We start from the raw sequence: 25,696 nt of genomic DNA, 5'->3' as shown, positions 1-25,696 counted from the left end.
CGCGCATCCGGCGCACGGTGAACTCCGGCATGAGCAGCCGCCGCAGGCGCGTGTGCTCCGGCGGGTCGAACGCGGGCAGCATCCCCGCCAGCATCGTCGCCCGAGCCTCTTCCTCCGGTGCGCCGCCGACTCCGGCCAGGACGCGGGCGGAGCTGAACCGTTTCGGGTCCGACAGCACTTCGCGTACGTCCTGGTAGCGGCAGACCAGGTACGCGGTCCCGCCGAACGGTGTCCGCGTCGGCACCACGCCCTCGCCGTCTCTCAGGCGGGCCAGTTCCTCGACCGGCCCGAATCCGTTCCGCCGCATCTCCAGCGGTAACTCCGGCACGTGCGTCATCCTCGTCCCGCCCGTCGCGTGATGGTGTGAGGCCTTCCGCACGCTACCAGGTAAGTGTTATCCAGCTACCACTTGATGGTGAGGGTTGTGTGGCGAGGGGGTGCGCCGGTCTCAGGAGGAGCAGGTGACGTCCTTCGCCGGCAGATGTCCGCCCGTGAGGTAGGCGTCGACGGTGCGGGTGACACATGCCGGGGCGCCGGGGAAGCCGTACACCGCGTGGCCCCGGCCCCCGTGGACGTACACCATCCGTGAGCCGCGCAGGGCGCGATGCATCGCGCGACCGCTGGACAGCGGGGTCTGGGGGTCCCACTGGTTCTGGACGACGAGGGCGGGGACCTTGTTGCCGACGTGGGTGGCCGGTTCGGCGCCGCGCGGCCAGAAGGCGCACGGGGTGATGTTGGCGGCGAAGTCGCCGTAGAGGGGGTGGCGGGCGCTCTCGTGGCGGGCGTCGCGCTGGTAGCGGGACGGGTCGCGGGGCCAGGACGCGGTGTTGTCGGCACAGATGACGGCCCAGTTGAGGCCGGCGCTGTTGTCGTCCGCCGCGTCGGCGGGGCCGGTGTCCGGGCCGGTGGCGCGGCCGGGGCGGGAAGAGCGCAGGGCGACGACGTCTTCGGCGGCCTGGTAGGGATCGGCGCCGAAGGACCACCGCAGCCAGGAGCGGATGTCGGCACCGGTGAGGACGTCGCCCTGGTGGTCGAGGTCGTCGCCCTCGTACAGCAGGGGCGTGCGGTTGGCGCGGGCGACGAGCCTCCAGAAGGCGGCGCGGACCTTCGCGGGCGTGTCGCCGAGGTGGTAGGTGCGGTCGCGGCCGGCGGTCAGCCGGCTCCACTCCTCGAAGGCCGGCTCGGCCCCGGCCGCCATGGCCAGGGCGGTGCCCCGGCCGAACCGGTTCGGGTCGGGCGCGCTGTCGAGCACCATGCGGTCGCTGTGCCCGGGGAAGAGCTGGGTGTAGACGGAGCCCAGGTAACTGCCGTACGACCAGCCGATGTAGGACAGTTTCTTCTCGCCCAGCACACCCCGGATGACGTCCATGTCACGGGCGGTGTTGCGGGTGGCGCACTTGGCGGCGATGTCCCGGGCGCGCGCGGTGTCCTGGGCGAAGGTCGCGGCCCGGTACGGGCGGTAGGGCTCCGTGAGTGCCGCCTCGTCCTGCGTCAGGCCGCACCGCACCGGGCTGCTGGCGCCCAGGCCGCGCGGGTCGAAGCCGATCAGGTCGTAGCGTTGCAGGACGCTCTTGGCGAGCGCGTCCTTGAGCTGGACCGGGTCCGACAGTCCGGGGTTCCCCGGGCCGCCGGGGTTGGACAGCAGCACGCCGTGGCGCTTGGCCGGGGTGCTGGTGCGCAGCCTGGAGACGCGCAGACGCAGGGTCCGGCCGTCGGGGTGCGCGTAGTCCACGGGGACGGTGACGGAGGCGCACTGGTAGGAGGCGGGTTCGTCGGCTTCGCACCGCTTCCATGTCAACTGCTGGCTGTAGTACCGGACGAGCGGGCCGGTGCGGTCGGCGGACGTGGTCGTGCCCTCGGCGGCGGGCAGGGCCAGGACGGCGACCACACCGGCGGTGGCCAGGGCGGCGAGGGTGGTGGTACGGCGCATGGAGGCGTCTTTCTCGGGTGCGGACCGCTGCGGACAGGAGGGGCGAGGTGCCCTGTCCTACCTTCCGGCCACCGGGGCCGGCGCCGCCTCGGCCGATCGGCCAGACCACCGGAGCCGGCCTCGTCCGAACGGCCGACCTCCGCCGGGTCGCTTGAGTACGTGTGCCGGTCGCCGGTCGGCTCACTCGTGGCCGAACAGGTACGGCACGAAGACGACCGTGCCGCGGCGCAGAACGTACGGCCGGTTCGAGGGCGGGGCGGGTGACGACGTCCGCCGCCGAGCTTGGCGCGGTGAACCGGTCCGCGGTGTGCGCGAAGGAGGCGCGGCCCCTGCGGCAGACCTCCGGACGGGTCACGGAGAGCAGCATGATCGTTTGAGGAGCGCCGTGTGCCGGTCGGTGACGGCGTCGGCCATCGGCGAGCATGCGTCGGGGCAGGTCAAGGCCGTGCCCGTGGACCGTGAGCCTCCTCGACGACCGCGATTCCCGCGTCGGGGATGGGGCTCCACGCCCGCCGGGTCGGCTCCTGACGCGGCGGGCGTACGGCGGACACCCGGCGACGGGGCCCCGGCACGGTGCCGGCGGTCCCACGGGCTCCATGAGCGGCTCGGCCGTTTCCTGTCCTTTCGGACGAGTGGGCCCACCCGACCGAGCGAAGCGCCGGCCCACCGTCCACGCGATCAGCGGTCCAGCGCATACCGGGACTCTCGCCGAAGGCCCCGGCGTTCACGCTGGGGATGAATGCATCTCAAGACTGCTCTGACGTGCACGTCAGAGCGGACGTTTTTGCTGCGGCGATCGTCGCCCAGATCGAGCGGTTCGCCCCGGGATTCCGTGACCGGATCATCGGCAGCGCGGTGCGCACCGCACCCGGATTCGCCGCGTACAACCAGAACTACATCGGCGGCAACATCATGACCGGCGCCAAGGACATCCCCCAGCTGATCGCCGGACCACGCCTGACCACCCAGCCCTACGACAGCGGACTGCCCGGCCACTACCTGTGCTCGGCGGCGACCCCGCCCGGCCCCGGTGCCCACGGGATGTGCGGCGCCCACGCCGCGGCACGGGCCCTGAGCCACCTTCGCGGGGCGGCTGGCGCGTAGACCGGGCTCGCCTCAAGGGCGGTCGTCCTTCGGCCAGTTGCGCAAGATCAGTGAGCCGCATCGGTCAAGGCGCTCGGCGCTGCTGCCCCGGCCCAGTGGCGACTACACGGCGGTGGGTGGCTCCGTCGGCGCGCGGTGCAGGGCGTGCGCCTGCTTGGTGAGCACGTCGACGAACCAGCTGTGGCCGGGATCGAGTTGCCGTACCGGATGCCACCACGCGACCTCGGTGAACGGCGGCAGCGACGACGGGAGTGTCAGTTCCCGCAGCTCGGGGTCGCGGTGCTGTTCCACCAGCCGCTGGTGGGTGAGGATGAGCAGGTCGGTGCCCACCACCAGTCGGCCCGCGGCGGCGAAGTTCTCCACCCGCACCGCGCAGTGCCGGTCGATGCCCAGAGCGGCCATGGCCGCGTCCGACGGGGAGGCCCCGAACCGGTGCTTGAACGGCATCACCCAGCGCGCCCGCGCGGCCTCGTCCCGGGTGAGCCGGTCGCCGACGGAACCGTTTCCCTGCCAGGTGACACAGACCCAGCTGTCCTGGTACAGCTCGGCGCTCGGCACCTCGGAAGGGGAGAAGAGCTCCCGCGGGGCGACGAGGACATCGATCTCGCGCAGCGTGCCCGTCAGATCGCTGACCACCGAGTCGTTCATGGCCCGGAAGTCCAGGCTCACCCCGGGCGCCGCCCGGGCGACCGCGGCCAGCAGACCTGACCCGAGGACTTCCAGCACCGAGTCCGAGCACTGGACCACGAACCGACGCTCCGCCGTGGCCGGCTCGAACCGCGGCTTGGCGGCCAGCAGCAGCTGGAGGTCGTCGAGGGTGTGCCCCAGCTGGTCGTGGAGCGCCTGCGCCAAGGGCGTCAGGACGTACTGGCCGGCGGTCCGCTCCAGCAACGGGTCGTCGAAGTGCCGCCGAAGCCGGGCCAGGGCCGTGCTCGTGCCCGGCTGGCTCAGACCCACCCGCTCGCCCGCCCGCGTGACATTGCGCTCCTCCAGCAGGGCATGGAGCACGACGATCAGATTCAGATCCAGACTGGGCATGTGCACCGTCGGCTCCCGGTCCTCGGTCCCTCTCATACGGCGCACGAATGGACAGGCATACGCATCAATCATTTCCGTGGGCCGTGCGGCTGGGCCGATGCTAGTCGTGCGACGCGGCGATGTCGCCGGTGCTACAGGGAAACGAACCTGGTCCGTGGTGGTGCGCCGAGCCACCGAGCCGGTCCCCGTCCTGGACGGGGTTCGAGGAGGGGAAGCCATGAAACTCGCTCGTTTCGACGGAGACCGTCTCGGCGTCGTCGAGGGGGACACGGTGGTCGACATCACCGACACCGTGCCGTCCGGCCTCGGCGGCGGTCGCCTCCACGGCCTCATCGCGGCCGTCGCCGAGGGGGAAGCCCCGGAGCTGATGCCCGGCCCGGTTCGCCGCCGCCTGTCCGACATCACGCTCGCGTGTCCGCTGCCCGCACCTCCCAAGGTCATCGCCGCCCCGGTCAACTACCTCGACCACAAGGCGGAGATGACGGTCGAGCACACCGTCGCCGACCTCGGGCTGTTCCTCAAGGCCCGGACCAGCGTGATCGGGCACGGCGGCACCGTCGTCCTGCCCTACACCGACATGCGGTTCGACCAGGAGGGCGAGCTCGGCGTCGTCATCGGCCGACGGGTTCGCGACCTGCCGGTGGCGGAGGCGATGACGGCGGTCTTCGGCTACACCTGCCTGCTCGACATGAGCATGCGCTCCACCGAGGACCGCTCGACCCGCAAGTCCTTCGACACGTTCACCCCCGTCGGGCCGTGGATCGTCACCGCGGACGAGATCCCCGATCCCGCCGTGCTCGGCCTGCGCTGCTGGGTCGGCGACACACTCCGTCAGGAGACCACCGTCGCGGACATGATCTTCGACGTCCCCACCCTCGTCGCCTACGCGAGTTCGGTCATGACGCTCGAACCGGGCGACATCATCGCCACGGGCACCCCCAAAGGCGTCGGTCCCGTGGCCGACGGCGACCGCGTCGCGGTCGAGATCGACGCGATCGGCCGACTCGAAGTCACCGTCTCCGACCGGGGGGCCATTCCCTACGGCCGGCGCGTCGGCGCCACCCTGAGTCCGGCCCCCGCTCCTTCCGCGCACCTGTGAAAGAGGCCGAGATGACCACCGAGACCACGGGCGAGGGCACCGACCCTTACGACGCGATCGCGAAGCTCGGCGCCGCGCCGCTGTGGCGGTACTACGGCGAGCTCTTCGCCGGTGAACCGCGCAGCAGGGCCGTGCCCCACCTCTGGAACTACCGCGAACTGCGTCCGCACATGCTGCACTTCGCCGACGCCCTCTCCCTGGAGGAGGCGGAGCGCCGGGTCCTGATGCTGGTCAACCCGGGAATGACGGAACCCCCGGCGACGGTCAACTCCCTCTACGCGGGCATCCAGATCATCCTTCCCGGCGAGACGGCCCAGGCGCACCGGCACACGGCCAACGCCTTCCGCTTCATCATCGAGGGCGAGGGCGCCTACACCACCGTCGACGGCGAGCGCGTGCACATGAGGCCGGGCGACCTGCTGCTCACCCCCGGCTGGCACTGGCACGACCACTACCACGAGGGCGACGGCCCGATGATGTGGCTCGACGGGCTCGACTACCCACTGGTCAACGCGCTGGAGGCCGGCTTCTTCCAGCTCTACGACCAGCGCTCACAGCCGGCCGGGCGGCCGGACGACCTGTCCAGCAGGCAGTACATCCACGGCCGGCTCAACCCCCTGTGGGTCCAGCCGGACCGCATCAACTCGCCCATCGGCAACTACCCGTGGAGCGAGACGAGCAAGGCCCTCGCGGCCATCGGCGACGACGTCACGGGCAGCCGCTACGACGGAGTCGTACTGGAATACAGCAACCCGCACACCGGCGGCCCCGTCATGCCCACGATCTCCTGCCGGATCTCCCGGCTGCGCCCCGGCTTCGACGGCGCCGCGCACCGCCACACCGCCGGCACGATCTACCACGTGGTCTCGGGGGAGGGCCGTACGGAAGTGGACGGCACCGTACTGGAGTGGGGGGAGAAGGACGTCTTCGCGGTCCCCGGCTGGACCGTCCACCGGCACCGGAACGTTTCCCGCTCCACCGACGCGATCCTGATGTCGTACACCAACGAGCCCGTGCACCAGGCCCTCGGCGTCTACCGCGAGGAGCACGTCGAGTGACGCCGAGGCCTTGAGGTGCGGTTGTCCCGGGACGTCGGTGATGGGTGGGGAGCTGGCTGCGGTCCGGTGTGATCTGGAGGACTTCGCGGCGGAGATGTTCGAGCCGTTCGCGCGGGCGGATCAACGCCGGTGGGGAACGGTCTATCTGCAGGGCCTGCTGCTGGACGGGCGGCGCGAGTCGGTGGAACCGATGGTCGCCCGCCTCGGCGAGGACGGCAACCGGCAAGCCCTGGCGAACTTCATCACCACCAGCCCGTGGGATCAGGTCCGGCACACGTCCGCGCCCGCCTGGCCTGGCGGGATGCAGCAGGTGATCAACCCGACCGCGCTGATCGTCGATGACACCGGTTTCCTCAAGGACGGGCTCGCGGCAGGGGGGAACTCGACGGCAGGGCCCACGGCCGCCCCGGCCGTCACGGCCCGGGCAGCGGGGCGACGGCGGCCATGGCGACGTCGAGGAGTCGCGCCACGGGGCGCTTGCCGTCGCAGGCGACCCACTCCCGGCGGGCGTACTCGAAGCAGGCGACGCCGGCGGCGGCCAGCGCGCCCGCGCGCAGCCGGGGCTCGTCGCCGGACGGCGCCTCAGCGAGCCGTGGGAGGAGTGCCTCGGCGATGGCCTCGTTCCATTGCGCCTGTTGGTGCAGGTGGCTCGCGTACAGCACCTGAGTGTCGTAGATCAACCGCATCATCGCCAGCGCCTGGTCGCCGACGGTGAGTGCCTCGATCACGTCGTCGAACGAGCGGCGCAGCGCGTACCACGGCTCCTCCTCGGAGGGGCGCGCCGTCAACGCGGCCGCGATGTCCGTGCCCGCCTTGTCGAGCATGTGGGTCACCACCGCTTCCTTGCCGGCGAAGTAGCGGAAGAAGCTGCGCGGTGACAGCCCGGCCGCCGCGGCGATCTGGTCCACGGTGGTGGATTCGTAGCCGTTCGCGACGAACAGGTCCACGGCGACCGCCTGGACCTCCTCCTGCACTGCGAGCCGCTTCCGGTCGCGCAGGGTGGGCTTTCTCTGTTCCATCCCCGTAATGCTACAGCATGAGTCATGTTCGGCTGAGAGTGCCTTACTTGACAGTCTCTGCCAATAAAGGCGTACGCTGTAGATATGACTGATCCTCGTGATGCGCAGGTGAGGACAGCCGGAACCGCGCGTCCGTTCGTCATCGACGTGCCGCAGCGGGAGCTGGACGATCTGCGGGAGCGGTTGCGCCGAAGCCGGCTGTTCGACTCGGACCTGGACTGGTCGGCGGGGACTCCGACCAGACAGCTGCGTGAACTCGTGGACTACTGGGCCGAGGAGTTCGACTGGCGGGCGGTCGAGCGCCGGCTGAACCGGATGCCCCAGTTCGAAGCGGACGTCACCACCGACAGCGGCGAGTTCCGGCTGCACTTCGTGCATGCCCGTGGAAACGGCCCGGACCCGCTGCCGCTGGTGTTCAGCCACGGCTGGCCGGGGTCGTTCTGGGAGGTGCACAAGATCCTCGGCCCGCTCACCGACCCCGCCGCCCACGGCGGGGACCCGGCGGACGCCTTCCACGTCGTCGCCCCGAGTCTGCCCGGGTACGGCTTCTCACCCCACCCCGGCCGGCCGGGCGTCGGTCCGGCCGCGATCGCGGAGGCGTTCCACACGCTCATGACCGACGTGCTGGGCTATCGGCGCTATATCGCCCAGGGCGGCGACTGGGGCTCCTTCGTCACCGCGGCGCTGGCCCGCGCCCACCACGCGGCGGACGAGGGGGTGGCGGCCATCCATCTCAACTTCTTCCCCGGGCAGGCCACCCCCGAGACCCCGCAGGGCGCCGCGCACCTGCGGCGCGCGGCCGACTGGCAGGCCGCGGAGGGCGCCTACTCCCACCTCCAGATGACCAAACCGCTGACCATCGGCCACGCGCTGGCCGACTCACCGGCCGGTCTGGCGGCCTGGATCGTGGAGAAGTTCCACAGCTGGAGCGACTGCGACGGGGACGTCGAGTCGGTGTTCTCCAAGGACGACCTGCTGACCGACATCACGCTGTACTGGCTGTGCGGTGCCATCGGCACCTCCGTCCGCCTCTACCACGAGATGGCCGCCGAGGCAGGGCCGGCCACGCCGGGGCCCGTCACCGCCCCGACCGCGTTCGCGGCCTTCCCCAAGGAGATCCTCCCGGCGGCACGCGAGGTCGTCGCGGCCTCCTTCAACCTCCAGCGCTACACCGAGTTCCACCGCGGCGGGCACTTCGCCGCACTGGAACAGCCCGACGCCCTGGTCGAGGACATCAGAGCGTTCTTCCGGCCCCACCGGCGCCCCGCGGCGCGCTGAGCGCGGTCCGCGAAAGCCGGGTGCGTCCCGCGCACTCGTACCGACAACACCACGGCACGACAACACCCCCACGGAAGGTGCACATGCCCCCCACCACGATCACCGTCGACTACCTGGTCATCGGTGCCGGCGCCACAGCGATGGCCTTCGCGGACGTCCTCGTCAACGAGAGCCGCCACACCGTCGCCATCGTGGACCGCAACCACGCCCCGGGCGGTCACTGGACCATGTCGTACCCGTTCGTCAGGCTGCACGGCCCGTCGAACGTGTACGGCGTCCACTCCCGCCCGATGCCCAGCGACTCCTTCGGAACGGCTCTCGCCTCGCGCAACGAGATACTCGACTACTACGACCGCGTCATGCGCGAGACCCTGCTCGCCTCGGGCCGCGTCACCCACCTGCCGATGCACGACGTCGACGAGGTGACGCCCGGCCGGCCCTCGACGGCGCGGGCACGCTCCCTCGTGAACGGGGCGAGCACCGAGATCGTCGTCAGGAAGCGGGTCGTCGACGCCACGTACATGAACATCACCGTGCCCGCGATGCGGCGTGTGAACTACGACGTCGAGGACGGTGTGCCGCTCGTCCCGGTCAACCAGCTCGTGGACCTCGGCGGCACGCCCGAGCGGTTCACGGTGATCGGGGCCGGGAAGACGGGCCTCGACGCCTGCCTGTGGCTGCTCGACCACGGCGTCGACCCCGACCGGATCACCTGGATCGCCTCGCGTGACGCCTGGCTCATCAACCGCGGCCACGAGGGGACCGGGCCCCAGTTCCGCCAGCTGACGAAGCTCCAGTCGGCCCCCTCGGCCGACGACGCGATCAGCGCGCTGGAAGAGCTGGACCTCGTCATCCGACGTGACCCCGGCATCACGCCCAGCGCCTTCCGGTGCGCGACGGTCAGCTCCGCCGAGCTCGTCCGACTCCGCCAGATCGAGCACGTGGTTCGGCTGGGACGCGTACGCCGTATCGACGCGAGCGGCGTCCAGCTCGACGAGGGCACCGTCGCGGCGGCGCCGGGGACGGTGTACGTCGACTGCTCGGCGGACGGGCTCACCCAGAAGCCGCTGACGCCCGTCTTCGAGGACGACACGATCACACTCCAGCCGCTGCTGCCGTGTCTGCTCGCCCCCAGCGCCGCCGTCACCGCGAAGCTCGAATGCCTCGACCTCGACGACGAGACCCGCAACAGCCTGGCACCGCCGGCCCTCAACCCCAGTACCTCCCGCGACCTGCTGTCCTTCTACGGCATACGCATGGACCGGCTGCACCGGTGGTCCGGTTCACCCGAACTGTTCGAGTGGCTGCTCGGCTCACGTCTGTCGGCCGCCCTGGTCGACCTCCCGGAGATGAAGGACGAGGACAACCGTGCCACGGCGGCACTCCTCGCCTCCCACCTGGGGGATCTGCTGAAGAGGGACGGGATCGATCCCCGCGTGACCACCACGCTCTGAACGAGTGACGATCTACGCAAGGAGAACGAAAATGAAGACGACCATTGTCACGGGACCGGACTCGGTGGAGGTGCGGGAGGCCGAACAGCCGCCCGCCGGAGACACGGATGTCCTGGTCCGGGTCAAGGCCTGCGGGATCTGCGGAACGGACACCGCGTACATCCACATGGGCGGGACCCCGCTCCAGCAGGGGGACCTGCCGATCGGGCACGAGATCGCCGGCGAGGTCATCGAGGTCGGCTCGGCGGTCGACGGCGTCAGCGTCGGCGATCACGTCGTCGTCAACCCGATGGCCACGTCGGACGGCATCATCGGCAACGGCGGCGCACAAGGAGGGCTGTCGGAGGTCCTGGTCCTCCGTGACGCCGAGCCCGGCTCGCACTTCCGGGTGGTTCCCTCCGACATCCCCTGGCATGTGCTCGCGCTGAACGAGCCGATGGCGGTCGCCTACCACGGGGTCAACCGCTCCGGGGCCGGGGCCGGCTCCAAGGCCGTGGTGTTCGGCGCCGGGCCGATCGGCCTGGGCGCGGCGATCGGACTGAAGTCGAAGGGTGCCGCGCACGTCGTGGTCGTGGACGTGGTGCCCGGCCGGCTCGACAAGGCGCTCAAGGTGGGCGCGGACGCCGTGATCAACTCCGCGGAGGAGGACGTCATCAGCCGACTGAAGGAACTGCACGGTGAGGTACCGCAGTTGCTCGGCGACGCCAAGCCCGGCACGGACGTCTACATCGACGCCGCCGGTGTGCCCGCGGTGATCACGACCGCGTTCGCGGCCGTCAAGCACGGGGCGACGATCACGGTCATCGCCCTGCACAAGAAGCCCGTCGAGATCGATCTGCAGTCCGCCCTGATGAGCGAGGTCGATCTGCGCTTCTCCATGGGCTACCCGACCGAGATCTTCGAAGTGACGGACTCGATCATCGAGAACGTGGACCGGTACGCGGTCATCCCGAGCGACCTGGTGCCCTACAGCCAGGTACTGCAAGGCCTCGAACTCGCCGCCACGCCAGGGGCGACGGACAAGGTCGTCATCACCTTCGACTGAGCGGTCTCCCCGCTCCGGCCCCGAGGAGGAGCCTCATGACAGTCGTCCCGGTCGATCTGCGCACCGACACCCGCCGCGCACCACGCGGCATCGGCTCCGCACGGCCCGAGCTCGCCTGGCGGCTGCCCGCCGGTGCCGCCGACCAGTCGGCGTATCAGGCGCAGGTCGCCACGGGCGACGACTTCCGCGCCGGCGCGCTGGTCTGGGACAGCGGCCGGGTGGACTCGCCGCGGCAGTTCGGCGTCCGTCCGGCCGAGCCGGGCTGGCCGGCTGCACGGATCACTGGTGGCGGGTGCGGGTGTGGACCGGCGGCGAGGACCCCGGCCCGTGGAGCGCCCCGGCGTTCTTCGAGACCGGCGTCCTCGACCCGTCGCTGTGGACGGCCCGCTGGGTGACCGGTGAGGCCCCGGCCGGCCAGGACTACCGGGCGCTGTACCCGCGGGGCACCGCCGAGCCGGCCGGGGAGGTCGTGCGGGCGCGTGCCTACGTGTCGGCGCTGGGCTGGTACCGGTTCTTCGTCAACGGCCACGACCCCGCTTCCGCGGCCGCCTCGGGGCCTTCTCCCGCCGGGCCGTCTACGGGGACCAGTTGGCCGGGCTGGTGCAGGTGCATCTCGAACTGGCCGACGGAACCCGTGCGGTGCTCGCCTCGGACGGGACATGGCAGGCCGGTGGCGGCCCGATCCTCGCCTCCGACCCGATGCACGGGGAGCGCGTGGACCTGCGCGTCGACGACCGGGAATGGAGGACCGCGCCCGTGGCCCCGGCCGGCTTCGCCCCGGTCCGGGTCATGGACCGTGACACCGTCCTGGTGGCGGAGGACGTCGAGCGGGTCACCGAGATCCGGAGACTGCCCGCGGTATCGGTGCGTCGCTCCCCGTCGGGCAAGCAGATCGTCGACTTCGGCCAGAACTTCGCCGGCGTCGCCCGAATCCGCCTTCGCGGCCCCGCCGGCACGGTGGTGCGGCTCACCCACAGCGAGGTGCTGCGGCCCGACGGCGAACTGGACCTGGACTACGTACTGACGCCGGGGACCAAGCGCTGGTGCCAGCGCGACGAGGTGACCCTGAACGGCACCGACACCTGGTTCCAGCCGTGGTTCACCATCCACGGGTTCCGTTACCTGGAAGTCGACGGCCTCACCGCCGACCTGCCGGCCGAGGACGTGGAGGCGGTGGTCCTGTCCTCCGCCCTGCCCGAGGCAGGAACGTTCGAGTGCTCCGACGAACGGCTCAACCGGCTGCATGCCAACGTGGAATGGTCGCTGCGCTCCAACTTCACCGACACCCCGACCGACTGCCCCACCCGGGAACGCTCCGGCTGGACGGGCGACATCCAGGTCTTCGCGCCCACCGCCACCACGTTCGTCGACGTCCAGGCATACCTGCGCCGATACCTGCACAACCTGGCACTGGAGCAGCACCCCGACGGCACCGTGCCGCCGTTCGTCCCGGCGGAGTCCTCGGCCTTCTCCAAGGGTCCGTCACGACTGGACCGTCTGACGCGCACCTCCGCGGGCTGGGGCGACAGCGCGGTGCTCCTGCCGTGGACGCTGTACCAGTACTACGGAGACCAGCGGGTCCTGGAGCGCCAGTACCCGGCGATGACGGCCTGGGTGGAGCAACTCGTCCGGCGCGCCCGCCGGCACCGCAGCGTTCTGAGACGGCTGCGGCGCGAACACGTCGGTGCGCTGGAGCGGTACCTCGTCGACACCGGCTGGCACTGGGGCGAGTGGCTGCGGCCCGGGGAGTCCTTCGTCACGTCCATGCGGGACTCCCTGCTGCGCACCCGGGCCGTCGTGGCGACCGCCTACCTGGAGCACTCCGCGCGGCGCCTGGCCGACATCGCCGCTCTCATCGGACGCGAGAAGGACGCCGAGCGCTACGGAGATCTCGCCGACACCGTTCGTACGGCCTGGCGGGCCGCCTTCCTGCACGCCGACGGCCGCATCGGACCGACCGCCAGGACGACTACGTACGCGCCCGCAACCACTACGCCTTCGGGGCGGTGGCCCGATTCCTGACCGAATACGTCGCCGGTGTCGCCCCGGCCGCACCCGGCTACCGGACCATCGGCATCCGTCCGTACGTCGGGGGCGGTCTCACGTCGGCGCGTGCATCCGTGGCCACCCCTTACGGAGCCGCGTCCAGCAGCTGGCGCCGCGACGGCGAGACGATCACCCTGGACGTCACCGTCCCGCCCGGGAGCACGGCCCGAGTGCACGTCGGCACGGGAGCACCGAAGACGCTCACCGTCGGCACCCACACGCTCACCTGCCCATGGCCCGGACACGACTGACGACGATGTTCAGGCCGCCCTGGTCACGGCCGTTGCCGGCTGCGACGGCGGGCCGTCGGGACCGGGAGCGGCGCGGCGCCCTCCACCACGGTGCTGGACACCGAGCCGATGCCCTCCACGGTGAGGGTGACCGTGTCACCGGGTTTCAGCGGGGGAGGGGTCCGCTCGCCGTGCCGGCCCCAGAGTTCGGCGAGACAGCCGCCGTTGCCGCAGGTGCCGGAGCCGAGGAGGTCGCCCGGCCGGAGAGCGGTGCCCCGTGAGGCGTAGGCGGCCATCTCCTCGAAGGTCCAGCTCATGTTGGACAGCAGGTCCTTGCCGATGACCTCGCCGTTGACCTCCGCGGTCAGGGCGAGGCGCAGGAAGCCGTCCTCGTCGCGGAACGGCTCCAGCTCGTCGGCGGTGACCAGGTACGGGCCGAGGGTGGTGGCGGTGTCCTTGGCCTTGCAGGGGCCGAGGCCCACCTGCAGTTCGCGGGAGGCGAGATCGCGTGCCGACCAGTCGTTGAAGACGGTGTAGCCGACGATGTGCTCGCGGGCCCGCTCCGGGGTGAGGTCCCGGCCCCCGGTGCCGATGACGGCGCCGACTTCGAGCTCGTAGTCCAGGGCCCGGCTGCCCGGCGGGACCGGCACGTCGTCGTACGGACCGATGACCGCGTAGGGGCTGGAGAAGTAGAAGGTGGGGGCGTCGTACCAGGCGTCGGGCACCCCGGCGGAGCCTCCCAGGGAGAGCATCATGCCCTCGACGTGTTCCTCGAAGGTCACGAAGTCCCGCACGGTGGGCGGCTCCAGCGGTGGCAGCAGCCGTACGTCGGACACGTGCGGCGCCGCCGGACCTCCGAGGGCGGCCGTGCCCGCGTCGAGCAGGGCGCCCGGACCGTCGCCGGACCGGAGCAGTTCGATGATCGACCGTGCACCGTTCACGGGGTGCAGGACGCCCTGCTCCCCCATGACAGCGACGTGCCGTTGACCGTGGTGTTCGTAGGCGGCGAAGCGCATGGGCGCGGCTCCAGACTTCGGTTCTCGGATGGGGGCGGGAGCCGGGGACGCGGCCGGCGGGGCGACAGAGGATGCGCCGCGTCCCCGGGGTTCAAGAAGCCTCGCCGGTCAGACCGGCGGGGCGACGAACACGCCGTGGTCGGGGTCGTTGAAGGACTCCTTGGCGAGCATCTCGTTCATGGGGTTGGCGGTGCCCCACTGGTCGGTGACCTCGGGCTGGGAGAAGTCGTAGACGTGCGGGTGCCAGGTGTCCTCGTCCAGCTCCTCCATCTCCGTCGTGTACTCGACGGTGTTGCCGTGCGGGTCGAGGAAGTAGGAGAAGGTGTTGTTGCCCGCCATGTGCCGGCCCGGCCCCCAGAGCTTGCGGACCCCGGCCCGCAGCAGGCGGCCGGTGCCGTACATGTACTCGTCCAGGCCGCGCATCTCGAAGGAGATGTGGTGCAGGGAGGTGTGCGGGCCGCCGGCGATGGCCATCGTGTGGTGCTGGTTGCTGATCCGCATGAAGTGCATGACCTTGCCCACGTACGGCGACTCCAGCGTGTCGGAGAGCCGGAAGCCGAGGTGGGTCTCGTACCAGTCCTTCGTCCTGTCCAGGTCCGCGGAGTTGAGGACCACGTGGGACAGCTTGACGGGGATCGACTCCTTCTCCTCGATCCTGCGGTGCTGCCGCGCCGCGACGTCGGCGGAGACCTCGACGGTGCGGCCGTCGATGTCGAAGAAGCGGAAGCCGTAGCCGCCGCCGGGGGTGTCGAGCTTGCCCGGCTGCGAGATCAACTGCACTCCAGCGGCGGCGAGTTGCTCGGCGAGCGTGTCGACGTCGGCCGGGGTGCCGGCGCCGAAGGAGACGAGGTCGAGGCGCTTCTCCTCGGCCTTGCGCAGCCGCACGATGTACTGCTCGGGGCTGCCCTCGGCGGCCAGGAAGGAGATGCCGGTGTCCTCGGCGACCTTGGTCAGGCCCCAGACGCCGGAGTAGAAGTCGAGTTGCTTGTCGTAGTCGGGCACGGCGAGGTCGACGTGCCGCAGATGGGTGAGCAGGCGGTTGGACATGTGGGGGGTCCTCCTCAGTCGAGGCCGAGCAACGCGGCGGCGTTTCCACCGCGTACGGCATGGAAGTCGGTGTAGGGCAGACCGGCCGCGCGCACGGCGTCGAGCGGGTCCTCGGTGCCCATGTCGAAGGGGAAGTCGGAGCCGAGCAGCACCCGGTCGGCCCCGGCGACGCGGATCAGCTCCCGCAGGACGTGCGGGTCGTGGACGAGCGAGTCGAAGTACAGGTCCCGCAGGTAACTGCTCGGCTCCCGTGAGCAGTTCCGGGCGTCGGGGCGCACCCGCCAGGAGTGGTCGGAGCGTCCGATGTGGGTGGGGAGATAGCCGCCGCCATGTGCCGCGATCAGCTTCAGGCCCGGATGGCGGTCCAGGACGCCGGAGAAGATCAGATGCGACAGCGCGACCGCGTTCTCCACCGGCTGGCCGACGGTGTTGGACAAGTACCACTGGTCGAGGCGTTCGTCGAGGGTGCAGCCGAAGGGGTGCAGGAAGAGGATCGCGCCCGTCTCCTCCGCCAGGGTCCAGAAGGGCTCGTACGCGGGGTCGGACAGTTCCCGCCCCGGCGCGTGGGTGGCGAACTCCACCCCCGACAGACCCTGGTCCAGGGCGTGTCGGAGCAGCCGCACCGCCTGCGTCGGATGCTGCAACGGTACGAGTCCGAGGCCGTACAACCGCTCGGGCGCCTCGGCGCAGTGGGCGGCCGTCGATTCGTCGGCCCGCCGGCACACCTTCTCGGCCGTCTCCTCGTCCGCCCAGTAGTGGTAGTGCGACGGCGACGGGCTCACCAGCTGGACGTCCACGCCCTGTTCGTCCATCGCCGCCAGCCGTGCCGTGACGTCCGTCAGCCTCGGCAGGCGCGCGGCGACCATGGGGCCGCTCACCGCGAGGGCCGCGGGACCGTTGCGCCGGGCGTCGAGCGCCTCGGCCTCCGCCCGTCCCGGCAGGTCCGCCACGAGGACGTCGACCTCGGGCAGCAGGACGTGCGCGTGCACGTCCACCGTGGGTGCCCTCACGGGAGCTCCCTGAGGAGGTTCGAGGTGCGGTGCCGCAGCCCCTCCATGTCGCCGCGCACCCCGTCCTGCTGCCACTCGCCGATCTGCACGGACGCGTCGACGACGGCCCGCACACGCGGGAACCGGCGCTCGTAGAAGGACTGGAACAGCTTGTCGTCCCAGTCGCGCCCACTCGTCAGCAGCTCCGCGAGGACGAGGGCGTCCTCCAGGGACATCGCCGCGCCCTGGGCCAGGGTGGGAGGGCAGCAGTGGGCCGCGTCGCCGATCAGGACGACCCGCCCGCGGTGCCAGGAGCCCTCGACCAGCAGCCGGTGGAACCAGGTGTAGTTGATCTTCGCCGGATCGGTGATGTGGCGGGTGATCTCGGGCCAGACGCCGCCGTACTCGCCGGTGAGGGCGCGCATCTCGGTGGCGTACGCCTCGGGCGGGACGGCGGCGCGGACGCGGGAGTCCTCCACGACGTACGCGTAGATGGTGTCCGGGCCCGTCGGGCAGTACCCGGCGATGTACGTGGGGCCGCCGTACGTCAGGTCGTTGCGGGTGACGGCCGCGGGCCGTGGCGTGGCGACCCGCCAGATGGCCATGCCGGTGGGTTTGGGGAGGTCCGTGATGCCAATGGCCGCGCGGGTGGCCGAGCCCAGGCCGTCGGCACCGATCACCAGGTCGTAGCGGTCCTCCGTGCCGTCGCTGAGGCGTACCGAGACGCCCTGCGCGTCCTGGTCCAGGATCTCGGCGGTGGTGCCCGGACGGACGGTGGCGCCGCAGGCGCGGACCGCGTCCATGAGGATCCGCTGGAGGCGGGGGCGCTCCATGCCGACCGCGACGGGAAGGTCGTCGCCGCCGGTGTGCAGATCCTTGTCGACGGCCACGACGGTACCGTCGGGCGCCGTGATGCCCAGTTCGGCGCAGGCGCATCCGGAGGCCTCCACCTGCTCCCACACCCCGAGCTCGCGCAGGACACGCAGCGCGTTGCCCTGGAGCGTGATGCCGGAGCCGGTGGTGGCGTTCCAGTCGGGCTCGGCCTCGACGAGATCGACGGTGAGACCGGCGCGGGCGAGGAGAACGGTCACCGCGTTGCCGGCGGTGCCACCACCTATGACGAGGACCTTGCTGGGTGTGGCCATCTCAGGAACCCCCTTGTTCCGTTGGTTACTTGACGGCGATCGGGTTGATCGGAGAGCCGACCGCTCCGGTGATGCGGAGGGGCGCGGCGGTGAGCCAGAACTCGTACACGCCGTCCACCACGCAGTCGGCGGCGAGCGCGTCGAGGTCCCACATCTCGCCGATCAGCAGGCCGATGTGGGGGATGGCGACCTGGTGCAGCGGCTGGAAGGCGTGCTCGAACTCGTTGGGCCGTACCTCGAAGCCCCAGGTATCGGTGGCGATGGCGGCGATCTCGGTGCGGTGCAGCCAGCCGGCGGTGGTGAAGGAGAGGCCGGGGGCCGGGCCGCCGGCGTACTCGCCCCAGCCGTCGCGCTTGGCGCGGGCCAGCTGGCCGGTGCGGACGACGACGATGTCCCCGCGGCCGACACGCACGCCGTGGGCCTCGGCGGCCTCGGTCAGGTGCTCCTCGGTGATCGCGAACCCGTCGGGCAGCTCCGGTGTGCCGTCCTCGTCGCCGATGACCCGGCCCAGGTCGAGGAGGACGCCGCGGCCGGCGACGTGCGGTGCCATGTGCTCGATGCCGGTGACGAGGTCGCCGGCCGAGGTGACGACGTTCCAGGCGTCCCGTCCGTTCCACGCCTTGCCGTGGTCGAAGATGTGCCCGAGCCCGTCCCACTGGGTGGAGCACTGCAACGGCATCGCGATGACGTCGTCGGAGCCGCCGTGGCCGTGCGGGAACCCCTGCCCGAAGGCCGCGTCGGCGCCGGTGTCGAGCATGGTGTGGACGGGGTTGGTCCGCCGGCGCCAGCCCTTCTGCGGGCCGTTCATGTCGAAGGACTGGGAGAGCGAGAAGCTCACCCCGCGCCGGACCAGCGCCGCGCCTTCGCGCCGCTTGGCCTCGTCGAGGAAGTTCAGCGTGCCGAGCACGTCATCCTCGCCCCAACGCCCCCAGTTCGAGTACGACTTGGCGGCCTCGGCGATGGCGTCCTCGGGATCGTGCCGGTTCATGACGCCTCCTGTACACAGCGGGTGCGCTGGGTGCCGAGCCCGGTGATGGAGCCCTTCATGACGTCGCCGTCGCGCAGCAGCCGGCCCCAGTGGACGCCGTTTCCGGCCGGTGATCCCGTCAACACCAGGTCTCCGGGAAGGAGTTGGGCCGTCTGGGAGATGTACGACACCAGGCGGGCGACCCCGAAGAGCATGTCCTTGGTCGACTCGTCCTGCATGGTCTCGCCGTTCAGCTTCAGCGTGACCCGCAGGTCGCCCGGGTCGGCGACCGATTCCGCCGGTACGATCCACGGTCCTAGCGGGGTGAAGCCGGGCGCGTTCTTGCAGCGCAGCCAGTCGCTGCCGATGGCGGGCATGTCCCGGCGGAAGACGGTCGCGCGGTCGGTGAGGTCGTTGGCGATCGTGTAGCCGGCGACGTACTCCAGCGCCTCCTCGACCGGGACACGGTGGGCGGGCCTGGCGATGACGGCCGCCAACTCCAGCTCCCAGTCCGGCTTTTCGGCCCAGGCAGGGAGGACGACATCGTCGTAGGGACCGGAGATCGCGCTCGGCAGGCCGACGAAGACATAGGGCAGGTCCTCGGCCGCCCGCCGGTCCATGATCTCCGCGACCTCCGCGCGGGCCTGCTCGGCCGTGCGCGGGTCGTCGGGGGAGCGGTGCGCGACCTCCAGGTCGATCACGTGCTGACGGTAGTTGGCGCCGGACTGGAAGACCTGTCGCGGTTCGACGGGGGCGTGCACGCGCAGCTCGTCCACGTTCCGCCAGGGGCCGCCGGGTTCGGCGGCGAGGCCGTGCAGGGAGGGGAGCGCCTCGGCCAGGTCTTCCAGGAGGGTGCGGATCGTGAGGGCCGGGGCGTCGAGTGCCGTCCGGAGGTCCAGGGCCCGGCCGTCCGGCGTGACGAGTGCCGGAAAGGGAGACCCGTCCGGGACGGACAGGGTGCCCAGGGCGAAAGGGCCGGCGAAGAGAGCGGATTCTGCGGGGGGATTCACGAGCGTGTCCTCCTCGGTGCGATGGAAACCAATGTGGCCCCGCGCTCCGCAATCATGGAAATAGATACTTCAGATGTTGATCATGTGGGTCTCCGATGTGTGGCCGGCGGTGTCGGTGTGAACGAGGCTTCCGTCAGGCACGGTTGCGGGTTCGGCGTACTCGTCGAAGTGCTTCCGGAATTCAGTACCGGTGGCTCCGCGCCGGCCGGACCGGAGTGGCCTCGTGGACGCGCAGTGGCAGCGAAGTCCAGGACCGCAGGGTGTTGTTGGGGTGGCGGCGCGGTGCGGCGGTGAGTTCGATCCGTTCGACCCGGCGGGCCAGCGCGGTGAGCAGCGCCTCCGCCTCCAGTCGGGCCAGGTGCTGGCCCACGCACTGGTGGATGCCCATGCCGAAGCCGACGTGCCCGGACGGGTCGCGGGTGAGGTCGAAGCGGTCGGGGTCCCGCCAGCGGTTCGGGTCGCGGTTGGCCGCGCCGAGGAACATCAGGATCTTCGTGTCCGCCGGGATGACCGTGCCGGCGACGGTGACCTCGGTGGTGGCGGTACGGAAGAAGGTCTGCACGGGCGACTGCCAGCGCACCGCCTCGTCGAACGCCGCCCGCGCCATCTCAGGGCGTCGGCACAGGCGTTGCCATTCCTCCGGGTGGGTGGCGAAGGCGTACAGGCAGCCGGCCAGGCCGTGCACGGTGGTGTCGACACCGGCGGTGAGGAGGGAGCGCACGATCAACGGCGCCTGTTCGTACGTCACTTCGCCGCGGTCGGCGGCCTCCCAGACGCGCGCGCCGAAGCCGCCCTCGGTGAGCGCCTCCCGCCGGCACTGGGCGTTCACCCACGCGGACAGCTCCGCCACCCGGTGGGTGTCCGCCGCGGCCAGGTCGCCCGGCGGGCCGAAGGAGTTGAAGGCCATGGTGCCGTACGGCAGCAGGTTCTCCCGGCCGTCCGGGCCCAGGCCCACCGCGATCTGGTTGACCGCGTACGTATCCCCGTCGGTGCTGGTTCTCGGGGAGGCACCCGAGCCGGAGGTCGGCGATGGTCAGGTGCTGATGGACGTTGAAGCGGTGAACGTGCTGTTCGCCGAGACCATGGTCCGGGCGGGGCGCCCGCCCATGCCGCTGCCCACCCCGCTCTATGTACCCGGCTCGGGTATCGGCGGAGTGGTGCGGTCGGCCCGAACGTCGATCCGGGGCTGCTGGGCCGGCGGGTGTCGTCCAGGTCGGTACGGGGGGTTGCGCGGAGAAGGCGGTAGCTCCCGCGAGCGAGGTGATCCCGGACGTTCCGGCTGGAACGTGCGGCCGACGCCCACGCCGCCATGGAGGCCAGGACGACGGTGGGCAGGACGCTCCTGCTGGTGTGAGCGGGATCGGGCGGTTTCACGGCCGCGGAGCCGGGGTGCGGACCGCCTGCCGGCGGGGTGCGAGAACGGCCTCACGCCCCGGTGAGCGGCTTTGACCGCTCGCCGGGGTTCGGTCCGCGGCTCGCGTCCCGAAGGCTCAGGGACGCTCCGGCCGCCGTGCGCCGTCCAGGAAGATCCCCGCGGCGGCCTCGATGGCTTCCTCGGGGGTCATCACCGCGTCGATCGCCGGCCAGAGCGCACGTTCCACGACCGCGGAGAACATCGCGAACACGGCGTCGCCACCGAGGTCGTCGCGCAGCACCCGCTCGCTGATGCCCCGGTCGATCACCGCGCGGACGGGCCGGACCGTGCGCTCCATGTCGGCGGGGTCGCAGTACTCGTCGGCCTGCCTGATCACCGCCGCGTACTTCGTGCCTTCCCGCAGGAACACGGCGACGATCCGGATGATCGCCCGGTCGGCCGGAAGCTCGTCGAGGCGCGCGGCGTCGAACGCCTCCTCCAGCTCGCTGATGCCGACCTCTGCCACACCTCGCAGCAGCGACTCCCGTGACGGGAAGTGCCGGTACAGCGTCGCGCGCCCCACGCCGGCCTCCTCCGCGATCTCCGTCATCCCCGCGTCTGTCCGCCGACCCAGCACCCGTGCCGCGGCGTCGAGTATCCCCATCCTGGTCCGCTGCATCCCGACATCTGATTTGACCACCCCGTAAGGTTAACGCCTCATAACGAGACGTGAATGTCTCGTTATGAGGTATGCTCCTCTCATGGCATCCCGAGAGCTCGGGCGCACCGGCGTCCGCATGTCCCCGATAGGTCTTGGCTCCGCGCAGTTCTCCGGGGGAGGTGCCGGCACGTTCTGGCCGGCCCTGCCGCAGTCCGAGGTCGATGCCATCGTCAAGACGGCGCTGGCCGGTGGCGTCACCTGGTTCGACAGCGCCGAGGGGTACGGCAAGGGCAGGGCGGAGCGCAGCCTCGGCGCCGCGCTGACCCGAGCCGGTGCGCGACCGGGCGACATCACCCTCTCCACCAAGTGGACGCCGATCGGCCGGACCGCCCGCAACGCCGAGCGCACGATCGGTGAGCGCATCGCGAATCTGGCGCCCTTCCCCGTGGACCTGCACCAGATCCACGTGCCCTACGGCAGCTGGTCGTCGATCCACGCGCAGGCGCGGGTCATGGCCCGGCTGGTCGAGGAAGGCAGGATTCGCTCGGTCGGCGTCAGCAACTTCTCCGCCCGGCAGATGGAGGCCGCTCACGGGGAACTGGCGAAGCACGGCGTCCCGTTGGCGAGCAACCAGGTTCAGATCAGCCTGCTGCACCGCAAGATCGAGACCAACGGGGTGCTGGAGACCGCCCGGCGCCTGGGCGTCACACTGATCGCCTACGTGCCGCTGCGCAGCGGCATGCTGACCGGCAAACTCCACGCCGACCGCACACTGGTCGCCCAACTCCCGTGCCGGCGCAGGATGTTGACCGGGATCTCGGACAAGAGCCTGGACCGCACCACGCCTTTGATCGAGGAACTCCGCACCATCGCGCACGCGCACGGGGCGACCGTCGGCCAGGTGGCGCTCGCGTGGCTGATCACCTACTACGGCGACACCGTCGTGTCCACGGGGGACGCGCGGGCCGCTCTCCCAGTTGCTGACTGCCTGCCGTGTGGTGCCGATCGCGTCGGCAACTTCTTCCTGCGTGAGTTCCGCGCTTTCCCGAATCGAACGATGGACGGTGTCGTGTCCCAGGACGACGTACTCGACGCTGATCGCGGGGCCGTCGAGGTACTCCTCGATCAGCATGCCGGCCGTCCCGGTGTGCTCCAGGCCGAAGAGGGAAGAAGGACGCGCTCTGGGCTGCTTGGAAGGCGTCGCGGACCGGGTCGGGGGTGTCGGCGCGGCGGACGCCGGCGCTGCCCCCATCGACCTCGGCTTGAGGACGACCGGGCCGCCGAGGAGGACCGCGTACTCGACGGCGGTCTCGGCGTCCGGGACGAGGCAGGAGCGGGCCGAGGGCACGTGGGCCGCGGCGAGCAGGGAGCGGCTGAGGTACTTGTCCCGGTAGGCCTCGACGGCGCTGGGGTTGTTGCCGGGCAGCATGAACCGCTCCGCGATCCGGGCGGTGAGGGCCACGTGCTGCTCCATGTAGGTGAGCACCCCGGCAACGCCCTGGTCAGCGGCCAGAGCGGCAACGGCCTGGGCAACGGCCTCGGTGTCCGCCAGGTCGACGGCCATGGAGACGGCCGCGTGGTCGTTGGCCCAGGCGGGAGGTTGCTCGTCGAGGAGGGCGACGCGGTGGACGGCGGCGATGTGTTGCAGTCCGTATCCGCGCCAGATGCGGCTTCCAGCGCCGATGAGGACGGGCAGCGGTGATCCCGAGGAGTGTCATGTGCTTGTCACGGCACGGGACAGGAGGCCCCCGGACGGGAAACTAGAAGGAGAGGTGGCCAGCAGCCAGGCGATGACAGTTCCGGCGGCACCGAAGACGACTCCGCCCAGGACGGCGTAGACAAGGGCCAGGCGCTCGGGGCACGTCAGGTGCTTACGGGACATGGGACCTCCATGGGGCGCGATCAGCGGGTAGGCAGCTGGCCAGCTCGCTCTCCACACTCGGCCCCGCACAAAGATCGACTCCCAATTGCGACGAGCGCCCCGCCTGCGGCGGTATCAGTGCTGTTCAGGCTGTACCCGGGACCGGAGCGGGGATGATGGTGCGATGAGTCGCGACAAGGGGGGCGGGCCCACCAGGCGGCCGCGAAGGCTGGAGCGGGCACGGGTGAAATGGCCGCGTCCGTTGCGGGAGTTGAAAGATCTGCTGTACGAGGCGTACCTGGCGGCGAACGCCCCGAGCCTGGACGACTTGACCGCGGACATCGAGGCCGACGACAACCTCTCAGGGGCGCCGAGCCGGGACACCATCAGCCGCATCATCAGCTCCCCGAACCCGCCGCTCAGCCAGGCTGACGCGGTCTCCATCTCTATGGTGCTCGCCCGCCGCGCGGCGTGGGACGAGGGCGATCTGGCCGCGCGGGTGGGCAAGCTGTGGACCGAGGCCGGGATGTACACCCCTGCGGGTCGGCCGATCAGCGAATTCGACGACCTGCTCGTCCTGGACCGACTGGAGGTGCACCCGGCCCCTGACGTCGGCGCTGCCATCGGCAAGCTCGGCGCGCTGCCGGCCTACGTCCCGCGGGAGTTCGACGCGCTGCGTTCGGTGGTGTCCGCTGCCGAGGGCGGGCAGAGCGGCATCGCGGTCCTGGTCGGCGGGTCCTCCACGGGCAAGACCCGGGCCTGCTGGGAAGCGGTGAAGCAACTGCCGGACGGATGGCGGCTGTGGCACCCGATCGAGCCGGACCGCCCCTCAGCGGTGATCGGGCAATTGGACCTGGTGGCGCCGCAGACCGTGGTGTGGCTCAACGAAGCCCAGGACTACCTCCTCGCCCAGGAGCACAGTGCGCAGGTCGCCTCCGGACTCCGTGAGCTGCTGAACACCCCCGAGCGCGGCCCTGTGCTTGTCCTGGGCACCATCTGGCCCGAGCAGTGGGACGCACTCGCCTACGTCCCCGTTCCCGCGACGGGGTCGGACCCGTACTCGCAGGCCCGCCAACTGGTCACGAACAAGAGCATCACAGTCCCCGAGGTCTTCACCGTCGATGAGCTGAAGACCGCAGAGGTCACCGCCACGAGCGACCCCCGCCTGGCCGAAGCCCTTCGACACTCGGAGCAAGGGCAGGTCACCCAGTATCTGGCTGGCGTCCCCGCCCTGGTCGAGCGGTACCGCACCGCGCCCCCGGCGGCGAAAGCGCTGATCGAGGCCGCCATGGACGTCCGTCGCCTCGGTCACGGCACTGCCCTGCCCCTGGCTCTGCTGGAAGCCGCCGCCGAGGGCTGCCTCACCGACACCCAGTGGGACCTGCTGGACGACGACCGGCTCGAACAAGCCCTCGCTCATGTCGTCCGCCCGGTGCGCGGCACCCGCGGCCCGCTGACCCGCATCCGCCCCCGGCGCGGCCAAGCCACTCCTGCCCAGCCCCACTACCGCCTCGCCGACTACCTCGAACAACACGGCCGACGTTCCATCGGCACCGTTCCTCCGGCACCCGATGCCCGCGATGCTCCCGTTGTCCCCGTTCCGGCTCATACGTGGGACGCTCTGATTGATCACGGTACTCCCGCAGCCCGCGCATCACTGGCCCGCGCAGCCCACGCCCGTGGTCTTCTCCGCATCGCCATGCTTCTTTACCGGAGCGCCGCCGAGGCCGGGGACACCCGTGCGCTGAGACCGGCGGCCGACCTCTTGCGGGTGGCTGACCGGATGGAGGAGGCGATCGCCTGGTACCAGCGCGGCGCCGAGTCTGGCGACCTTCTCGCCCTGGGATGGGCGGTCTTGTCGCTGACGAGGCACGGCAGGACGGACGAAGCCTTCACGTGCCACCAGCGTGCTTCCGAGGCAAGTGATTCCGCCCCCTTGGGGATGGACACCCTGCCGGAGAAGATGGAACAAATCGAGGCCGCGGACGCCCGAGTCCAGCGCAACGTCGTCGACGGCGCGAGGGTTACCACGGAGTGGGCCCCACTGATGTTGAGGGACGACTATGCCTGGTTGTTGCAGAAGCCCACACGGATAGCCGAGGCCTTGGAGCGGCTGCGGCTCCACGCTGAAGCTGGCAATACCGGCGCCATGACGCTGGCGGCAGATCTGCTGCACGCGGCCGGACGGGTGGAAGAGGGGAGAAGACTGAGGCAGTACGGCTGGGAGCCGAAGGGATGGATTGCGGAGAGGTGGGAGGTTCCGCTGCCTGCTAGCTGAACCCCGCCCAGCAGACCGCAGCCCATGCAACAGCCCCCCCGACCCTGGCGGTCACTGCTGTCGGCGT

Annotated in this window: 20 protein-coding genes and 5 pseudogenes; 12 read left to right on the top strand and 13 right to left on the bottom strand. The window is 70.9% G+C overall.

The window, feature by feature from the left end:
* Together ACWD4G_RS40495 and ACWD4G_RS40490 are read right to left on the bottom strand one after the other, a co-directional pair.
* A pseudogene (locus ACWD4G_RS40495) lies at positions 1–337 on the bottom strand (cytochrome P450); the annotation flags it as partial.
* 111 nt (positions 338–448) lie between these two features.
* On the bottom strand, positions 449–1,930 hold the full coding sequence (locus ACWD4G_RS40490) for an alpha/beta hydrolase (protein ID WP_451302798.1): 1,482 nt from the start codon (positions 1,928–1,930) through the stop codon (positions 449–451).
* Between the two features lie 762 nt (positions 1,931–2,692).
* On the opposite strand from ACWD4G_RS40490, the gene ACWD4G_RS40485 reads away from it, so the two are divergent.
* Positions 2,693–3,034, top strand: coding sequence for a hypothetical protein (locus ACWD4G_RS40485; protein ID WP_451302796.1), 342 nt, complete (start codon positions 2,693–2,695; stop codon positions 3,032–3,034).
* 102 nt (positions 3,035–3,136) lie between these two features.
* On the opposite strand, the gene ACWD4G_RS40480 is transcribed toward ACWD4G_RS40485, so the two are convergent.
* On the bottom strand, positions 3,137–4,072 hold the full coding sequence (locus ACWD4G_RS40480; protein ID WP_451302794.1) for a LysR family transcriptional regulator: 936 nt from the start codon (positions 4,070–4,072) through the stop codon (positions 3,137–3,139).
* A 217-nt stretch (positions 4,073–4,289) separates the two neighbouring features.
* On the opposite strand from ACWD4G_RS40480, the gene ACWD4G_RS40475 reads away from it, so the two are divergent.
* The 3 genes and pseudogenes from ACWD4G_RS40475 to ACWD4G_RS40465 all read left to right on the top strand — a co-directional run.
* Positions 4,290–5,171 (top strand): fumarylacetoacetate hydrolase family protein, encoded by an 882-nt coding sequence (locus ACWD4G_RS40475; protein ID WP_451302792.1) that lies wholly within the window; start codon positions 4,290–4,292, stop codon positions 5,169–5,171.
* An 11-nt stretch (positions 5,172–5,182) separates the two neighbouring features.
* Positions 5,183–6,229: a cupin domain-containing protein gene (locus ACWD4G_RS40470; protein WP_451302790.1), complete on the top strand. Its 1,047-nt coding sequence runs from the start codon at positions 5,183–5,185 to the stop codon at positions 6,227–6,229.
* A 40-nt stretch (positions 6,230–6,269) separates the two neighbouring features.
* A pseudogene (locus ACWD4G_RS40465) lies at positions 6,270–6,587 on the top strand (transposase); the annotation flags it as partial.
* 55 nt (positions 6,588–6,642) lie between these two features.
* Here the strand turns inward: ACWD4G_RS40465 and ACWD4G_RS40460 are convergent.
* Positions 6,643–7,248: a TetR/AcrR family transcriptional regulator gene (locus ACWD4G_RS40460; protein ID WP_451302788.1), complete on the bottom strand. Its 606-nt coding sequence runs from the start codon at positions 7,246–7,248 to the stop codon at positions 6,643–6,645.
* Between the two features lie 84 nt (positions 7,249–7,332).
* On the opposite strand from ACWD4G_RS40460, the gene ACWD4G_RS40455 reads away from it, so the two are divergent.
* From ACWD4G_RS40455 to ACWD4G_RS40430, 6 genes and pseudogenes are all read left to right on the top strand, one after another.
* Positions 7,333–8,526 (top strand): epoxide hydrolase family protein, encoded by a 1,194-nt coding sequence (locus ACWD4G_RS40455; RefSeq protein ID WP_451302786.1) that lies wholly within the window; start codon positions 7,333–7,335, stop codon positions 8,524–8,526.
* Between the two features lie 83 nt (positions 8,527–8,609).
* The gene (locus tag ACWD4G_RS40450; RefSeq protein WP_451302784.1) at positions 8,610–9,980 is read left to right on the top strand and encodes an FAD-dependent oxidoreductase; all 1,371 of its coding nucleotides are present in this window, start codon (positions 8,610–8,612) and stop codon (positions 9,978–9,980) included.
* Between the two features lie 31 nt (positions 9,981–10,011).
* The gene (locus ACWD4G_RS40445) at positions 10,012–11,025 is read left to right on the top strand and encodes a zinc-dependent alcohol dehydrogenase (RefSeq protein ID WP_451302782.1); all 1,014 of its coding nucleotides are present in this window, start codon (positions 10,012–10,014) and stop codon (positions 11,023–11,025) included.
* Positions 11,026–11,060: 35 nt separating this feature from the next.
* Positions 11,061–11,264, top strand: a pseudogene (locus ACWD4G_RS40440) (glycoside hydrolase family 78 protein); the annotation flags it as partial.
* A gap of 262 nt (positions 11,265–11,526) precedes the next feature.
* Entirely contained in the window at positions 11,527–13,047 is a 1,521-nt protein-coding gene (locus tag ACWD4G_RS40435) for a family 78 glycoside hydrolase catalytic domain (protein ID WP_451302802.1), read from the top strand.
* Positions 13,032–13,322 (top strand): alpha-L-rhamnosidase C-terminal domain-containing protein, encoded by a 291-nt coding sequence (locus ACWD4G_RS40430; protein WP_451302780.1) that lies wholly within the window; start codon positions 13,032–13,034, stop codon positions 13,320–13,322. The genes ACWD4G_RS40435 and ACWD4G_RS40430 overlap by 16 nt, the downstream gene beginning before the upstream one ends.
* A gap of 23 nt (positions 13,323–13,345) precedes the next feature.
* On the opposite strand, the gene ACWD4G_RS40425 is transcribed toward ACWD4G_RS40430, so the two are convergent.
* The 8 genes from ACWD4G_RS40425 to ACWD4G_RS40390 form a co-directional block, all read right to left on the bottom strand.
* Positions 13,346–14,317, bottom strand: a complete 972-nt coding sequence (locus tag ACWD4G_RS40425; protein ID WP_451302778.1) for a fumarylacetoacetate hydrolase family protein — start codon at positions 14,315–14,317, stop codon at positions 13,346–13,348.
* 108 nt (positions 14,318–14,425) lie between these two features.
* Entirely contained in the window at positions 14,426–15,364 is a 939-nt protein-coding gene (locus ACWD4G_RS40420; protein WP_451302776.1) for a VOC family protein, read from the bottom strand.
* Between the two features lie 14 nt (positions 15,365–15,378).
* A complete protein-coding gene (locus ACWD4G_RS40415) occupies positions 15,379–16,374 on the bottom strand; it encodes an amidohydrolase family protein (RefSeq protein ID WP_451302774.1) in 996 nt (331 codons plus the stop codon).
* Positions 16,371–17,498, bottom strand: coding sequence for an FAD-dependent oxidoreductase (locus tag ACWD4G_RS40410; protein WP_451302772.1), 1,128 nt, complete (start codon positions 17,496–17,498; stop codon positions 16,371–16,373). The genes ACWD4G_RS40415 and ACWD4G_RS40410 overlap by 4 nt, the downstream gene beginning before the upstream one ends.
* 25 nt (positions 17,499–17,523) lie before the next feature.
* Positions 17,524–18,486, bottom strand: coding sequence for a cyclase family protein (locus ACWD4G_RS40405; RefSeq protein WP_451302770.1), 963 nt, complete (start codon positions 18,484–18,486; stop codon positions 17,524–17,526).
* Entirely contained in the window at positions 18,483–19,475 is a 993-nt protein-coding gene (locus tag ACWD4G_RS40400) for a fumarylacetoacetate hydrolase family protein (RefSeq protein ID WP_451302768.1), read from the bottom strand. The genes ACWD4G_RS40405 and ACWD4G_RS40400 overlap by 4 nt, the downstream gene beginning before the upstream one ends.
* Before the next feature lie 181 nt (positions 19,476–19,656).
* On the bottom strand, positions 19,657–20,430 hold the full coding sequence (locus tag ACWD4G_RS40395; protein ID WP_451302766.1) for a cytochrome P450: 774 nt from the start codon (positions 20,428–20,430) through the stop codon (positions 19,657–19,659).
* A gap of 535 nt (positions 20,431–20,965) precedes the next feature.
* Entirely contained in the window at positions 20,966–21,508 is a 543-nt protein-coding gene (locus ACWD4G_RS40390; RefSeq protein WP_451302764.1) for a TetR/AcrR family transcriptional regulator, read from the bottom strand.
* Between the two features lie 64 nt (positions 21,509–21,572).
* Here ACWD4G_RS40390 and ACWD4G_RS40385 point away from each other — a divergent pair.
* Positions 21,573–22,412, top strand: a pseudogene (locus ACWD4G_RS40385) (aldo/keto reductase); the annotation flags it as partial.
* Positions 22,413–22,490: 78 nt separating this feature from the next.
* Here the strand turns inward: ACWD4G_RS40385 and ACWD4G_RS40380 are convergent.
* A pseudogene (locus ACWD4G_RS40380) lies at positions 22,491–23,054 on the bottom strand (ATP-grasp domain-containing protein); the annotation flags it as partial.
* Positions 23,055–23,595: 541 nt separating this feature from the next.
* On the opposite strand from ACWD4G_RS40380, the gene ACWD4G_RS40375 reads away from it, so the two are divergent.
* On the top strand, positions 23,596–25,629 hold the full coding sequence (locus ACWD4G_RS40375; protein ID WP_451302762.1) for a hypothetical protein: 2,034 nt from the start codon (positions 23,596–23,598) through the stop codon (positions 25,627–25,629).
* Positions 25,630–25,696: the final 67 nt, after the last annotated feature.

The organism is Streptomyces sp. NPDC002643 (genome assembly GCF_053592555.1).
Note: the sequence above shows the minus strand (reverse complement) of the source record. Positions and strands in the feature narration are given on the sequence as shown.

Bases quoted from the DNA above. Each gene is read 5' to 3' on its own strand.
- ACWD4G_RS40490 (WP_451302798.1), bottom strand. From the start codon at position 1,930: ATGCGCCGTACCACCACCCTCGCCGCCCTGGCCACCGCCGGTGTGGTC.
- ACWD4G_RS40480 (WP_451302794.1), bottom strand. From the start codon at position 4,072: ATGCCCAGTCTGGATCTGAATCTGATCGTCGTGCTCCATGCCCTGCTG.
- ACWD4G_RS40475 (WP_451302792.1), top strand. From the start codon at position 4,290: ATGAAACTCGCTCGTTTCGACGGAGACCGTCTCGGCGTCGTCGAGGGG.
- ACWD4G_RS40470 (WP_451302790.1), top strand. From the start codon at position 5,183: ATGACCACCGAGACCACGGGCGAGGGCACCGACCCTTACGACGCGATC.
- ACWD4G_RS40460 (WP_451302788.1), bottom strand. From the start codon at position 7,248: ATGGAACAGAGAAAGCCCACCCTGCGCGACCGGAAGCGGCTCGCAGTG.
- ACWD4G_RS40455 (WP_451302786.1), top strand. From the start codon at position 7,333: ATGACTGATCCTCGTGATGCGCAGGTGAGGACAGCCGGAACCGCGCGT.
- ACWD4G_RS40450 (WP_451302784.1), top strand. From the start codon at position 8,610: ATGCCCCCCACCACGATCACCGTCGACTACCTGGTCATCGGTGCCGGC.
- ACWD4G_RS40445 (WP_451302782.1), top strand. From the start codon at position 10,012: ATGAAGACGACCATTGTCACGGGACCGGACTCGGTGGAGGTGCGGGAG.
- ACWD4G_RS40425 (WP_451302778.1), bottom strand. From the start codon at position 14,317: ATGCGCTTCGCCGCCTACGAACACCACGGTCAACGGCACGTCGCTGTC.
- ACWD4G_RS40420 (WP_451302776.1), bottom strand. From the start codon at position 15,364: ATGTCCAACCGCCTGCTCACCCATCTGCGGCACGTCGACCTCGCCGTG.
- ACWD4G_RS40410 (WP_451302772.1), bottom strand. From the start codon at position 17,498: ATGGCCACACCCAGCAAGGTCCTCGTCATAGGTGGTGGCACCGCCGGC.
- ACWD4G_RS40405 (WP_451302770.1), bottom strand. From the start codon at position 18,486: ATGAACCGGCACGATCCCGAGGACGCCATCGCCGAGGCCGCCAAGTCG.
- ACWD4G_RS40390 (WP_451302764.1), bottom strand. From the start codon at position 21,508: ATGCAGCGGACCAGGATGGGGATACTCGACGCCGCGGCACGGGTGCTG.